This is a genomic window from Paracoccus sp. (in: a-proteobacteria) (assembly GCF_032007265.1).
Classification (GTDB): domain Bacteria; phylum Pseudomonadota; class Alphaproteobacteria; order Rhodobacterales; family Rhodobacteraceae; genus Paracoccus.
Genome location: NZ_DALZMB010000110.1, coordinates 1 through 12,148 on the forward strand (window position 1 = coordinate 1; position 12,148 = coordinate 12,148).

General features: G+C 59.8%; 11 protein-coding genes and 1 pseudogene. 5 read left to right on the plus strand and 7 right to left on the minus strand.

Annotation, left to right across the window (positions count from 1 at the left end):
* From RTS12_RS17410 to paaN, 3 genes are all read right to left on the minus strand, one after another.
* Positions 1–251, minus strand: a 251-nt coding sequence (locus RTS12_RS17410) for an ABC transporter permease subunit (protein ID WP_409455706.1), incomplete at its 3' end; no start/stop codon positions are given.
* A gap of 84 nt (positions 252–335) precedes the next feature.
* Positions 336–1,472, minus strand: coding sequence for an ABC transporter substrate-binding protein (locus RTS12_RS17415; RefSeq protein WP_312530772.1), 1,137 nt, complete (start codon positions 1,470–1,472; stop codon positions 336–338).
* 29 nt (positions 1,473–1,501) lie between these two features.
* On the minus strand, positions 1,502–3,178 hold the full coding sequence (gene paaN / locus RTS12_RS17420; protein ID WP_312530774.1) for a phenylacetic acid degradation protein PaaN: 1,677 nt from the start codon (positions 3,176–3,178) through the stop codon (positions 1,502–1,504).
* A gap of 102 nt (positions 3,179–3,280) precedes the next feature.
* Here paaN and paaG point away from each other — a divergent pair, with 102 nt between their 5' ends.
* The 5 genes from paaG to RTS12_RS17445 all read left to right on the plus strand — a co-directional run bounded on the left by paaG (position 3,281) and on the right by RTS12_RS17445 (position 7,787).
* Positions 3,281–4,075: a 2-(1,2-epoxy-1,2-dihydrophenyl)acetyl-CoA isomerase PaaG gene (paaG, locus tag RTS12_RS17425; RefSeq protein ID WP_312530775.1), complete on the plus strand. Its 795-nt coding sequence runs from the start codon at positions 3,281–3,283 to the stop codon at positions 4,073–4,075.
* 5 nt (positions 4,076–4,080) lie between these two features.
* The gene (gene paaI, locus RTS12_RS17430; protein WP_312530777.1) at positions 4,081–4,512 is read left to right on the plus strand and encodes a hydroxyphenylacetyl-CoA thioesterase PaaI; all 432 of its coding nucleotides are present in this window, start codon (positions 4,081–4,083) and stop codon (positions 4,510–4,512) included.
* A gap of 26 nt (positions 4,513–4,538) precedes the next feature.
* Entirely contained in the window at positions 4,539–5,849 is a 1,311-nt protein-coding gene (gene paaK / locus RTS12_RS17435; RefSeq protein ID WP_312530779.1) for a phenylacetate--CoA ligase PaaK, read from the plus strand.
* Between the two features lie 125 nt (positions 5,850–5,974).
* Entirely contained in the window at positions 5,975–6,574 is a 600-nt protein-coding gene (locus RTS12_RS17440; RefSeq protein ID WP_312530781.1) for a TetR/AcrR family transcriptional regulator, read from the plus strand.
* Between the two features lie 124 nt (positions 6,575–6,698).
* Positions 6,699–7,787 (plus strand): AI-2E family transporter, encoded by a 1,089-nt coding sequence (locus tag RTS12_RS17445; RefSeq protein ID WP_312530783.1) that lies wholly within the window; start codon positions 6,699–6,701, stop codon positions 7,785–7,787.
* Positions 7,788–7,878: 91 nt separating this feature from the next.
* Here the strand turns inward: RTS12_RS17445 and paaZ are convergent, their stop codons facing one another.
* The 4 genes and pseudogenes from paaZ to RTS12_RS17465 form a co-directional block, all read right to left on the minus strand.
* The gene (paaZ, locus tag RTS12_RS17450) at positions 7,879–9,942 is read right to left on the minus strand and encodes a phenylacetic acid degradation bifunctional protein PaaZ (RefSeq protein WP_312530785.1); all 2,064 of its coding nucleotides are present in this window, start codon (positions 9,940–9,942) and stop codon (positions 7,879–7,881) included.
* A gap of 11 nt (positions 9,943–9,953) precedes the next feature.
* The gene (locus RTS12_RS17455; RefSeq protein ID WP_312530787.1) at positions 9,954–10,724 is read right to left on the minus strand and encodes a Phenylacetic acid catabolic protein; all 771 of its coding nucleotides are present in this window, start codon (positions 10,722–10,724) and stop codon (positions 9,954–9,956) included.
* A gap of 12 nt (positions 10,725–10,736) precedes the next feature.
* The gene (gene paaE, locus RTS12_RS17460) at positions 10,737–11,813 is read right to left on the minus strand and encodes a 1,2-phenylacetyl-CoA epoxidase subunit PaaE (protein ID WP_312530789.1); all 1,077 of its coding nucleotides are present in this window, start codon (positions 11,811–11,813) and stop codon (positions 10,737–10,739) included.
* 33 nt (positions 11,814–11,846) lie between these two features.
* A pseudogene (locus RTS12_RS17465) lies at positions 11,847–12,148 on the minus strand (phenylacetate-CoA oxygenase subunit PaaJ); the annotation flags it as partial.

A 12,148-nucleotide genomic window follows, 5' to 3' on the forward strand; every position in this document is an offset into this window, starting at 1 on the left:
TCGATCGCCAATTTGTTCAGCGCGACCCCGATCAGCGCGGTGACGCCGATGGCAATCAGCGCCGCCAGCGGCATGGGCAGGCCGGCCTGATGCGCAAAAAAGGTGATCATACCGCCCAGCATGACGAATTCGCCTTGCGAGAAGTTAACCACATCTGACGCATTATAGATGATGGTGAAGCCAAGGGCGACCAGCGCATAGACCGCGCCGACCGTCACCCCGGATAGGATGAATTGCATGAATTCCGACATGGGGGGCGCCCTAGCTGGGCCTTGCCGGGTCGGGTGCGGGGCGCAGCTGTCGCAGGCCCGCACCTTCGGCTCGGCCGGGTCAGATCAGTTGATCAAGGTCCATTTGCCGTCTTTGATCTCAAGCATCTTGAAGGCGCTCAGATCAAGACCAAGGTGATCTTCGGGGGTCATGGTGACAATTCCGGTGGTGCCGACAAGGCCCGAAGTGGCCTCGATCGCGTCACGGATGGCCTGAGGGTCGGCCTCTCCGGCGCGGGTGATCGCATCCGTGACAATGCTGAACGCATCATGGGCATAGCCGCCGAACGTGCCGACCGGGGTCTTGGTCTTGGCCTCGAAAGCCGCTTTATAGGCGGTGACGACGGGCTTTTGCGGATCGCTATCGGGAAGAATATCGGCAACAAGCAAGGCGGTGCCGGGAATGCGGACCCCCTCGGATGCGGGGCCAGCCAGTTCGATAAAGCCCGCCGAGGCGACGCCATGCGACTGGTAAAGCGGGACTTTGATATCCAGCTGGCGATAGTTGCGGGTGACGATCGCCGGGCCCTGGCCAAAGCCCGGGTTCAGGACCGCCTGCAGCCCGTCCTTGCCTTTGATATTGGTCAGCTGGGGCGTCATATCCGCATCCTGCGGGCCATAGGTTTCATCCGCGACGATGTCGATGCCGTAATTGCCGATGACATCTTTGCACTGGGCATGCATCGAGGCGCCAAAGCCATCGGTCCCCGAGATCATCCCGATCTTGGTGATGCCCTGAGCCTTCATATCCTCAAAGATCTTCTCACAGGCCATGCGGTCGGTATGAGGGGTCTTGAAGGTGTAGGGGCGCACTGGCTGAATGATTTCAATCGCGCCTGCCAATGAGATAAAGGGCACCTCGTTATCCTCGGCCACCGAGGCAATGGATTGCGAGGTTCCGGTGGTCGAGCCGCCGATGATCGCCACGACCTCGTCATCCTCGATCAGGCGGGTGGCAAAGGTGCGCGCCTTGTTGGGGTCAGAGCCGTCATCATAAAGCACCAGCTTGACCGGCTCGCCATTGATGCCGCCCTTGGCATTGGCCTCTTCGACCAGCATCTCCAATGTCTTGGCCTCGGGGTCGCCCAGAAAAGAGGCCGGACCCGTCGCCGAGACCGAAGCCCCGATCTTAATTTCCGCCTGAGCGGTGGTGGCAAGGCCAAGCGCGATCAGCGTGGCAATCATGCTGGTGTTGGGTTTCATTCGAATTTCCTCCCTGGAAACTGGATCGATCACAGCGCGCCGGGCGATTTTGCCCGGTCGGCAATGGGGCGGCGCCACATCACGCGGCTAAAGCGCGGGGCGATAAAGGCGGTATCGGTCAAGCTGGCATTGCCTGCGGGATTGGCCCCGGTGACGTGAAAGTCGCTAAATGCTGCCGATTGGTTCACGAAAATATTGCCGGTCAGATTGATCGACAGATTGACGCCTGCCTGCGCAAAGGCAGCGATCGCCTGGGCGATCTGTGCCTCATCGGTCGCATAGATCGCGGCGGTGATGGCGCCTTTGCAGCGCGCCAGATCCGCGGCCAAGGCGATGGATTGGCTTGTATCAGCGGTGCGGATCACGAATGTGATGGGGCCAAAGACCTCTTGCTCATAGGCATCTGTGTTCTTGGCATCGAGCATCAGCACCAAGGGCGAGGCGCTGCGCGGGGTGGTCAGGGGCGCCGAATCGCGCAAGATCGTACCCAATTGCCGCGCCGTTGCGATGCGCGCCAGCGTGGCCGGATTGGCAATCATGCCCGTAATCGCCACGGCCTGCGCGGCATCGGCCAGCAGCGCGTCAATTGCCGCAATGATGCCCTTGGCAATATCCTGGGCGCTTTTATGGCCCTGATCCGTCTCGATCCCGTCTTGCGGCACATAGATGTTTTGCGGCGCTGTGCACATTTGTCCCGAGTAAAGGGCCAGGGAAAAGGCAAGATTGGCGCACATGGCGTCGAAATCATCTGTGCCTGCGATGATGATGCTGTTGACCCCGGTCTCTTCGGTGAAAAGGCGCGCCTGCGTCGCGTGTTCACGAAGCCAATCACCAAAAACGCTTGAGCCGGTATAATCGATCAAACGCACATCGGGATGTGTGGCCAGCTCTTTGGTGATCGGCGCCTCGGGCTGATCCACGGCAAGCAAGATTGCGTCAGCCGGAAGGCCTGCCTCGGCCAGCACCTCGCGCGCGATCTTGACCGTCAGCGCCAGCGGCAAGATTGCCGAAGGATGGGGTTTGATGATGACGGTATTGCCCGTGGCAAGGCTTGCGAAAATGCCGCAATAGGAGTTCCAGGTCGGAAAGGTGTTGCAGCCGATCGCCAGAGAAATGCCGCGTGGAACCAACGTCCAGTGCTTTTCAATCTCCAGCGCGGGGGCCTTGCCTTGGGGTTTGATCCACTGCGCCGTGGGCGCAAAGCGGGTCATTTCGTCATAGGCTGCGGCAATGGCTTCCAGCGCGCGATCCTGCGCATGGGGGCCGCCCGCCTGAAAGGCCATGGCAAAGGCCTGGCCCGTGGTGTGCATCGTCGCATGGCCCATCAGAAAGCTTTGCGCATTCAAGCGGGTGACGATTTCAAGGCAAATGCCCACACGCTGCTGGATCGAGGCCGCGCCCCAGACCTGTGCGGCCTGTCGGCTGGCTGCAATCAAGGTCTCGACCGGGGCTGCGGGATAGCGAATGCCAAGTGCGGGACCCCAAGGTGAGATCTCATCGCCAAACAGGCTGTCTTGGGGGTGGCCGGGCAGGGTAAAGGGGCGGTTTTGCACATCGTGAAAGGCCGCCTCGGCGCTTGCCTTGGCAGTCTCGCCATAGATCTTGCCGCTGGGGATTTCGGGGAACGGCGTCCAGAAACCGCGCGTGGCCAGCGCCGCAAGGGCAGCCTCAAGCATCGGCCGATGGCGCTCGAACAACTCGGTCATGGATGTGCCTCCCAGTTCACGCTTAATCATTGACCGTCCGGTCGGTCTATGCAACAAGAATCTGGAGGCCCCGATGATTTGCGGGGATTGGGAGAGACGATCATGAGCCAATCCGACACCGTCTTAGTGGCGCTGGACGAGGGGGTTCTGCAGCTCACGCTGAACCGCCCAGATAAGCTGAACTCCTTTAACGAAGAGATGCATCTTGCCTTGCGCGCGCAGATCGAGCGGGCCCATCGTGAGGAAAGCGTGCGCGCGGTCCTGTTGACGGGCGCCGGGCGCGGGTTTTGTGCGGGGCAGGATCTGGGTGACCGTGATCCGCGCAAGGGTGGGCCAAAGCCGGATCTGGGGCACACGATCGAGACCTTCTACAACCCGACATTGCGCCTGATTCGCAGTCTGGAAAAGCCGGTCATCTGTGCTGTGAACGGCGTCGCGGCAGGTGCGGGTGCAAATATCGCTTTTGCCTGTGACATCGTTCTGGCCGCGAAATCGGCGAAATTCATTCAAGCCTTTGCCAAGATCGGCCTGGTGCCCGACGCAGGTGGCACCTGGTCGCTGGCGCGTATTCTGGGCGAGCCACGTGCCAAGGCGCTGGCACTGACCGCCACGCCCCTTTCCGCCGAACGGGCAGCCGATTGGGGCCTGATTTGGCAGGCAGTCGAAGATGGCGATCTGGTGCGCGAAGCGCGCGAGCTTGCCCTCAGCCTGGCGGCTGGCCCGAAGCTGGGGCTGGGTCTGACCAAACGTCTTATTCAGGCGGCTGCAACGAACAGCCTTGACCAGCAGTTGGACCTTGAGCGCGACTGCCAGCAGATCGCCGGGCGTAGCGATGATTATGCCGAAGGCGTCACCGCCTTTCTGGAAAAGCGCAAACCGGTCTTCCAGGGGAAGTAAAGCAAATGACGGATCAGGAAATCGCCGAAGCCTGTGCCAAGGCCATGTGGAATGACGACAGCGCCAGCCAACGTCTGGGCATGTCGCTGGATCATATCGCGCCGGGCGAGGCGACCTTGTCGATGGACATCACCGATCAGATGTCAAACGGCCACGGCAATTGCCACGGTGGCTATATCTTTACGCTTGCCGACAGCGCCTTTGCCTTTGCTTGCAACAGCCGCAATACCATGGTCGTCGCCCAGCAAAATTCGATTACCTACATCAACCCCGGCCGCATCGGTGATCGGCTGACCGCAGCCGCCCGCGAGATTTCGCTGCGCGGCCGCTCGGGGATCTATGATGTGCGCATAACCAACCAGAATGGCGATCATATCGCCGAATTTCGCGGCCATTCACGCAGCGTGAAGGGCAAGCATTTACCTGATCTGGCCTGACACCATTCCGTCATTGGGAGGATAGTATGGAAAATCTGACACCAAATCCGAAAGACCTCGATCCAATCGAGACAGCATCCCGTGACGAGATCGAGGCGCTTCAGTTTCACCGCATGAAACGGTCACTGAAACACGCTTATGACAACTCGCCCTTCTTCCAACAGCGTTTCAACCAAGCCGGCGTTCACCCGGAAGAGCTGAAATCGCTCAAGGACATCGCCAAATTCCCCTTCACCTACAAGCAAGATCTGCGCGACACCTATCCCTTCGGGATGTTCGCTGTGCCGCAAAACCAACTGTCGCGTATTCATGGATCTTCGGGCACGACCGGCAAGCCGACGGTGGTGGGCTATACCAAGAATGATATCGATGTCTGGGCCAATCTGATTGCCCGCTCGATCCGCGCAGGCGGTGGCCGTCCGGGCGATATTTTGCATAATGCCTATGGCTATGGGCTGTTCACAGGCGGTCTTGGTGCGCATTACGGCGCCGAAAAACTGGGTTGTACCGTGGTGCCGATCTCGGGCGGGGGCACCGAGCGTCAGGTGACGCTGATCAATGACTTCAAGCCGCGCGTGATCATGGTGACGCCGTCCTATATGTTGTCGATCCTTGATGAATTTCGCCGTCAGGGACTGGACCCGCGCAAATCCTCGCTTGCGGTGGGCATTTTCGGGGCCGAGCCCTGGACCAATGCCATGCGTGAGGAAATCGAGGATGCCTTTGATATGCATGCCGTCGATATTTACGGCCTGTCGGAAATCATGGGGCCGGGCGTCGCGATGGAATGTGTCGAGACCAAGGACGGCCTGCATTTCTGGGAGGATCACTTCTACCCCGAGATCATCGACCCGGTCACCGGAGAGCCGCTGCCCGACGGCGAGATGGGCGAGCTGGTCATCACGACCTTGACCAAAGAGGCCCTGCCGATGGTGCGCTATCGCACCCGCGATCTGACGCGGCTTTTGCCGGGCACGGCACGCGCGATGCGCCGGATCGAAAAGATCACCGGGCGCAGCGATGACATGATCATCTTGCGCGGCGTGAATGTGTTTCCGACCCAGATCGAAGAGCAGATCCTGAAATGCGACTTCCTTGCGCCGCATTTCTATATCGAGCTGATGCGTGCTGGCCGCATGGACGGCATGGTGGTCCACGTGGAATGTGCCCCGCATGGCACCGACAGCGATGCGCGTGCCCAATCGGCCAAAGACCTCGCCCATCGCATCAAGGCGATCGTTGGCGTTTCAACCAAGATTCAGATCCATGATCCCGAGGCGCTGCTGCGCTCTGAGGGCAAGGCCAAACGCGTCGTCGATAATCGGCCCAAGGAATAATGTCGGGCAATCTGTCCAGACCACAAGCAAGGGTAGAATTTTACCCCGACCGTGGCCTACATCTGGGGGGCGGACGGCCCCCCTTTCTTTTGGGCTGACCGGACCCACGATGAAAGTGATTTAAGATGGCTCGGACAAGAGCAGCCGATTTTGAAGAAAAGCAGCGCGCTATATTGAACGATGCTGCGCGAGTTTTCGCAGAGCAGGGCATGGAAAAGGCCTCGATGTCGCAGATCGCGGCCCATGCGAAGGTCTCGAAGGCGCTGCTCTATCATTACTATCCCAGCAAGGATGCGTTGATCTTTGCGATCATCATGACCCATCTTGAAGAGCTGGATGGCGCCATCGCGCAGGCGGACGAGCCCGATTTGGCACCGCAGCAACGCCTGCGCAAACTGGTGGGCACCGTGCTGGAATGTTATCGCGGCGCGGATGACCAGCATAAGGTGCAGCTGAATGCGACCTCGGCGCTGTCGGACGAGCAAAAGGCCGAAATCACCGCAATGGAACGCGGCATTGTTCAGCGCTTTTCCGCGGTGCTGAAACAGATCAACCCCGAGCTGGCCAATCCTGCGCGCCCCCTGTTGATGCCGGTTACCATGTCGCTTTTTGGCATGCTCAACTGGGTTTATATGTGGTTTCGCGACGGCGGCCGCATCTCGCGCGAGGATTACGCCGATGTTGCCACCACCTTGGTACTTGAGGGGATCAAGGCGGTTCGCTAAGCCCCAGATGGTCGCGTTGCGGGCGGGTCGTTCCCGGCTTCTTTCGCAATCTTGGAACCCAAGGCCCTTGCCATCGCTTACCCTTGGATAGGCGGATAAGCCCAAAAATAACGGGGGTACTTTGATGGACAGGCGGCTTTCCACGGCCTTCGTCGCAACCATGGTGATAATCAGCATCCTTTTTCTGCTGGTGGTGCGGCCCTATTACGGTGCGGTCTTCTGGGCGCTTATTTTGGCGCTGTTGTTCCAACCGCTTTATATGCGCCTTCTGGGTTGGTTCGGTGGACGCTCGGCGCTTGCCTCATTGGGGGCGGTGGTGACCTGCATTCTTTTGGTGGTCATTCCATTTCTGATTCTTGTCACGATGATCGCGGCCGAGGCGGCGCGGGCCTATCAGCTGCTGACAAGCAGCCCGCTTGATCTTGCCGGTACGCTGGATGGGTTGCGCAATCATCTGCCCGCAAGCGTCATTCAGTTTCTGGACCGCCTCAACCTGCCAAGCGCGGCCGAGTTGGCGCAGAAATTCAGCGAATTCCTGCAAAGCATTTTGCAATTTGTCGCCAAGGGTTTTTACGCTTTGGGGCAGGGGGCGCTAAGCTTTGCCGTGGCCTTTGGCGTGGCGCTTTATCTGCTTTATTTCTTCTTCAAGGATGGATCAGAGCTGGCCGCGACCATCCGTAAAGCCAGCCCGCTTAGCCCGCATCAAACCGATGTTTTGATGCAGACCATCACCTCGGTACTGACGGCGACCGTCAAAGGCAACTTTATTATCGCCGCGGTTCAAGGTGCGATTGGTGGGGTGACGCTGTGGTTTTTGGGCATTGGCGGGGCCGTACTTTGGGGGGTGGTCATGGCGGCCTTGTCGCTGATCCCTGCCATTGGTGCGGGCCTGATCTGGTTTCCGATCGCGGTCTATCTGCTGCTGACAGGCAGCGTTGCCAGCGGGGTGATCTTGCTGGTGGTGGGGTTTGGCGTCATCAGCCTTGTCGATAACCTGTTGCGCCCGCGTCTTGTCGGTGGGCAGACCAATATGCCCGATTATATCGTCTTGGTGTCCACCTTGGGTGGCCTGTCGCTGCTGGGGGTGAATGGCTTTGTCATCGGCCCGTTGGTAGCCGCGCTGTTTCTTGCGGTCTGGCGTCTTTACATGGAAGAAAAGGCGAACCTTCCGGATCAACCAGAGATCGTCCTGGATCAGCGCGAAACAAGCTGATTTTCCAGCTGACACAAACTTCCATAAAAAGGCGCCGGGTCAAGTGATGATCCGGCGCCTTTTCTGATCCAATTGGGGCACGCGCAGGCAATCAGCCTTTTGCCGACCATTCCTTTGCCACCATGGTCAGTACGTCATATTGCGCGACCACCTCGGCCTTTTGGTTCGTGACCTGACAATCCCAACGCACTTCGCCATGTTCGGCATTGGCGCGCGGGTTGATCTCTTTGCAGGTCAGGCGCACTTGCAGGCTGTCGCCAAAATAGACCGGCGTCAGGAAGCGCAGATGATCAACGCCATAATTGGCCAGAACCGGGCCGGGGTTCGGCTCGACGAAAAGACCAGCGGCGAAGCTGGCAATCAGATAGCCATGGGCCACCCGATCATCGAAGAAAGGATTGGCCTTGGCCGCCTCGCTGTCCATATGGGCGTAAAAGGTATCGCCGGTGAATTCGGCAAAATGCTCGACGTCTTCCTGGGTGACGACCCGGCTTGCGGTGACAAGTTGGTCGCCGATACGCAGCTCTGCCAGTGATTTACGGAAGGGGTGGGTGCCTTGATGGGCATCTGCCCCCTCGATCCAACGGCCCGTGACGGCCGAAAGCATGTTCGGCGCGCCCTGGACTGCGGTGCGCTGCATATAATGGGTGACGCCGCGGATACCGCCCATCTCCTCGCCGCCGCCTGCGCGACCGGGGCCACCATGGACCAGTCCCGCCAAGGGCGAGCCATGCCCGGTCGAGGTCTTGGCCGAAACGCGGTTGCCGATCAAGACGCGGCCATGATTGGGTGCGATGCCCAAAACAACCTCTTGGGCGACATCGCCATCATTGGTAAAGACGGATGCCACCAGCGAGCCCTTGCCCTTATTGGCCAGCTCGACCGCATCTTCGAGCGTGTCATAGGGCATGACGGTTGCGACCGGGCCAAAGGCCTCGACCTCGTGAACGGCGCGCGCGGCAAAAGGATTGTCGCAGTAAAGCAGGACTGGGTTCATGAAGGCGCCGGTTTCAGCATCCCCCGAGGACAGTGTTACCTGATCGGGATTGCCCGCGACGATTTCCGCATCGGCCTGCAAATCCTTGATGCGGGCCCGAACCTCGTCGCGCTGATCAAAGGACGACAATGCTCCCATGCGCGTGGCCTCATCACCGGGCAGGCCCACGGCGGTTTTTCCCAGCCGCTCGCCCAAAGCCGCGACCAATGCATCGATCTGGGCGCGCGGCGCAATCACGCGGCGGATCGCGGTACATTTCTGCCCCGCTTTCGAGGTCATCTCGCGCGCGACCTCTTTGACGAACAGATCAAACTCAGGCGTTCCCGCAACCGCATCCGTGCCAAGGATCGAGGCGTTCAAACTGTCGGCCTCCATATTGAAACGCACGGAATTGTTGACGATCGCAGGCAGGGTTTTCAGCTTGCGGCCGGTGCTGGCCGATCCGGTAAAGGTCACCACATCCTGTTCGCAGACATGCGACAGCAGATCACCGACCGAGCCCGAGATCAGTTGCAGCGCGCCTTCGGGAAGAATGCCCGTTTCAATGATACGGCGCACCATAAGTTCGGTCAGATAGGCGGTCTGGCTGGCAGGCTTAACGATGCAGGGCACGCCCGCAAGCAGCGTCGGCGCAATCTTTTCCAGCATGCCCCAGATCGGGAAGTTATAGGCATTGATATGAACCGCGACCCCTTGCAAAGGCGTCAGGATGTGCTGGGCCGAAAAGCTGTTGTCGCGCGACAAAAGTTCGACCGGGCCTTCGGTCAAAACCCGCGTATTGGGCAGCTCACGCCGACCTTTCGAGGCAAAGGTCAGCATCGTGCCGATCCCGCCTTCGATATCGACCCAGCCATCCGGGCGGGTCGCGCCGGTGCGCAGGCTTTCGGTATAGAATTCTTCTTTCTGTTCCATCAGCTTAAGGCCAAGTGCCTTGAGCATGCCTGCTCGATCATGAAAGGACATGGCGCGCAATTTGCGTCCCGCGACCGTGCGGCCATAGTTCAGCACTTCGGCGAAATCGATGCCGGTGGAGTCAATCGTGGCGACGGGTTCGCCCGTGCCCGCATCCAGCAAGGTATGGCCATCTTTGGCACCGGGCGTCCATTGGCCCAGCACATAGCTTTCCAGGCGGCGCGGCGCTTTGAAGGGGGCGGTCATGTCTTGTCCTTTCAATTCAGGTCCAGCGCGCCAAGCTTGTCGGCAAGCAGCTGTTCCCATTCTGCCTGCATCACCCCATTGGGCGTGTGGCGAAGCCCGAAACGGGCCTGAGTGTGGTAGCGTGACGATGTGGGCGAGCCAAAGGTCGCGGCCACGCGCGGGCGCCAATAGGCAATGGCGGCAAGGGCAGCATCGCGTCCGGCGGGGGTGGCGATGACCCGCTCCAGACCTTCTAGTCCCAGCTCGGCATGACGCGCCTCGCGCGGGGCGATGTCTCGGAAGGTTTCGGCCAAAGGCGCATAGGACACCTTTGCCAATTCTGCCAGCTGCACCCCGCTCACAAGGCCCATCAGCACATTCATCACCACCGCGTCGATCCAGCTTTCAAGCGGATAGTGAAAGACCGACAGGCGCATGTCTGCGCCCATCCGTTCGCCACTGTGCTGGGCGTCACGGGGCAGGCGGGCCGACCAGTCATGTGTGGCCTGATAGCGCGCCGTATCTGTGCCGAAATCGCCCATGATATTCAGGACGCGCTCGGCGTGATCGGCTTTTTCCAAGGTGATGCGGCTGGCGGCTATGCGTTCCTTGATGCCGGGGGCAAAGTTGATGGAATCGGCAAAGCCCGCCGATCCTGCCAGTTCGCTATCGACAAAGGATGACATCATCCGCATCAACTCGCCGCGGTAACGGGCGGGAACGTTGTCGGGCGATGTCAGAACGCCGCCCTGGGCAAGGTAGTCTTCGATATTCATCGTCTCAGCGTGAACCGTATCGGACATGATGCCTCTCCCTTATTCGTCATAGCTGACAACAACTTTGTTGCTAAGCGGGATTGCCTGGCAGCTTAGGACATAGCCCGCGCGGACCTCGTAATCCTCAAGCGCATGGTTGACCGCCATCTCGACCTCGCCCTCCAGAACCTTGCAGCGGCAGGTCGAGCAAACGCCCGCTTTGCACGAATAGGGCGCGTCGATATTGTTGGCGATGGCGGCGTCCAGAATGCTTTCGCCGTTCTTGGGCATGGAAAAGCTGCGGGTCGCGCCGTCCAATGTCACCGTGGCTTGGGTGGCATCACCCGATTTGGCGGTGTCTTGGGAAACGGCCCGCGCCTTGGCACGGCCCGGCTGACTTGAGGCGAACAGCTCGAATTTGATCTGCTCGTCCTTCAGCCCGTGGTCGCGCAGCGATTGGGCAATCGCCAGCATCATCGGCTCGGGGCCGCAGATGAAGCTGGTGGTGATTTGGCTGGGATCGATCCAGTTCTGGAACAAGGCCGTCATCTTTGCGGCATCGATCCGGCCAGTGAACAGGTCAATATCCTGCGCTTCGCTGTCAAGAATATGGATGACCGAGAAGCGACCCAGATAGGTGTTCTTCAGATCCTCCAGCTCTTCACGGAACATGATCGAGCTGATCTGGCGGTTGGCGTAAACCAGCGTGAATGTCGCATTGGGTTCGCGCGCCAGGACAGTCTTGATGATCGACAGGACCGGTGTGATCCCCGAGCCGCCGGCAAAGCCCAGATAGTGTTTCTTTGCCTCGGGCTCGACCAAGGTAAAGAACTTGCCCATGGGCGGCATCGCGTCGATTTCATCGCCCGGTTTCAGGTTTTCATTGGCCCAGGTCGAGAAAGCGCCCCCGTCGACGCGCTTGATCCCGACCTGCAAAATGCCGTCGTCCTTGCCTGCGCAGATCGAATAGGAACGGCGCAACTCCTCGCCGTCAAAGGCCCGGCGCAGCGTCAGATACTGGCCTTGGGTAAAGTCGAAAAGCGCGCGGTCTTCGTCGCGCGGGGCAAGTGTCACCACGACGGCATCACGGGTCTCGCGGCGAACCTCGGTGACTTTGAGAGGATGGAAGCGTGCCATTTGGGTATCGTTCCTGTCAGTGCGGGCGCATCCTTAGATGCATTTGAAATAGTCGAAGGGCTCGAGGCAGTCCTTGCAGCGGTAACTGGCCTTGCAGGGCGTCGAGCCGAACTGGCTGATCTTTTCGGTCTGGCTCGAGCCGCAGCGCGGGCAGGCGATCACCAGATTGCCCGAGCCAGTCAATTTTGCGATGCGGCCAGCGATCACGCCGTCGGGTGCCGTCCCGTCGATGGGCGGCGCAATGCCATAGGCGCGCAGCTTGTCGCGCCCGGCTTGGGTCAGCCAATCGCTTGTCCAAGGCGGCGACAGACGGCGATCAAGGCGCAGCTTGTCGA

What these genes read in the sequence shown, in the direction of transcription:
- paaN (WP_312530774.1), bottom strand. Translation starts at nt 3,178, where the DNA reads ATGACCGAGTTGTTCGAGCGCCATCGGCCGATGCTTGAGGCTGCCCTT.
- paaE (WP_312530789.1), bottom strand. Translation starts at nt 11,813, where the DNA reads ATGGCACGCTTCCATCCTCTCAAAGTCACCGAGGTTCGCCGCGAGACC.
- RTS12_RS17440 (WP_312530781.1), top strand. Translation starts at nt 5,975, where the DNA reads ATGGCTCGGACAAGAGCAGCCGATTTTGAAGAAAAGCAGCGCGCTATA.
- paaI (WP_312530777.1), top strand. Translation starts at nt 4,081, where the DNA reads ATGACGGATCAGGAAATCGCCGAAGCCTGTGCCAAGGCCATGTGGAAT.
- paaG (WP_312530775.1), top strand. Translation starts at nt 3,281, where the DNA reads ATGAGCCAATCCGACACCGTCTTAGTGGCGCTGGACGAGGGGGTTCTG.
- RTS12_RS17455 (WP_312530787.1), bottom strand. Translation starts at nt 10,724, where the DNA reads ATGTCCGATACGGTTCACGCTGAGACGATGAATATCGAAGACTACCTT.
- RTS12_RS17445 (WP_312530783.1), top strand. Translation starts at nt 6,699, where the DNA reads ATGGACAGGCGGCTTTCCACGGCCTTCGTCGCAACCATGGTGATAATC.
- RTS12_RS17415 (WP_312530772.1), bottom strand. Translation starts at nt 1,472, where the DNA reads ATGAAACCCAACACCAGCATGATTGCCACGCTGATCGCGCTTGGCCTT.
- paaK (WP_312530779.1), top strand. Translation starts at nt 4,539, where the DNA reads ATGGAAAATCTGACACCAAATCCGAAAGACCTCGATCCAATCGAGACA.
- paaZ (WP_312530785.1), bottom strand. Translation starts at nt 9,942, where the DNA reads ATGACCGCCCCCTTCAAAGCGCCGCGCCGCCTGGAAAGCTATGTGCTG.